General features: G+C 58.9%; 1 pseudogene. It reads left to right on the top strand.

Annotated features, from left to right (window positions below):
• A pseudogene (locus tag AC07V8_RS25810) lies at positions 1-396 on the top strand (hypothetical protein); the annotation flags it as partial.
• Positions 397-518: the final 122 nt, after the last annotated feature.

Here is a 518-nt window from a genome sequence, read left to right as displayed (position 1 = left end):
CTGACGACCACCTTGTCCGACACCTGCATGGGTTCAGCATCGTTCGGCTTGTCGTTCACAGGTTTCGGCGCCACCGGCGGCACCACCATGGTCGACCAGGCATGCGTACGGCGCCTTGACTCCAGGGAATTCCGCGCCATGGGCCTGAACGATGTGGCGCTTGCCCTGCTCTGCCAAAGCGAAGCCAATCGCAAGGCGGTTGAATCGACCGGACGTTCCTGCCCAGGCATGGAAAGAGCCGCCGCACCTGCTGCCCCGGCCGCGCCTTCTGCAGAAAACAATGCCGTCAGCCAGAACCTGATGAACATCGGCGATCAATATAAAGACCCGTTGATTCGAGCCCGTCTTGGCCTGGATAGCAAAATGCCGGATTTGTCTGCCTTAAAAGATCGCTAAAAAGAATGCGAGGCAATGCCATGAAGCGCTCGCCATTCTCCAGCGACCAGATCGCTGCGGCCCTGAAGCAGGAGGAACTGGGCATGCCGTTGGCCGATGTGATCAAGCAAGCAGGAATCACG

This window comes from Collimonas sp. GW821-FHT02H07 (assembly GCF_059421505.1).
This window is presented reverse-complemented; position numbering and strand designations above follow the sequence as displayed.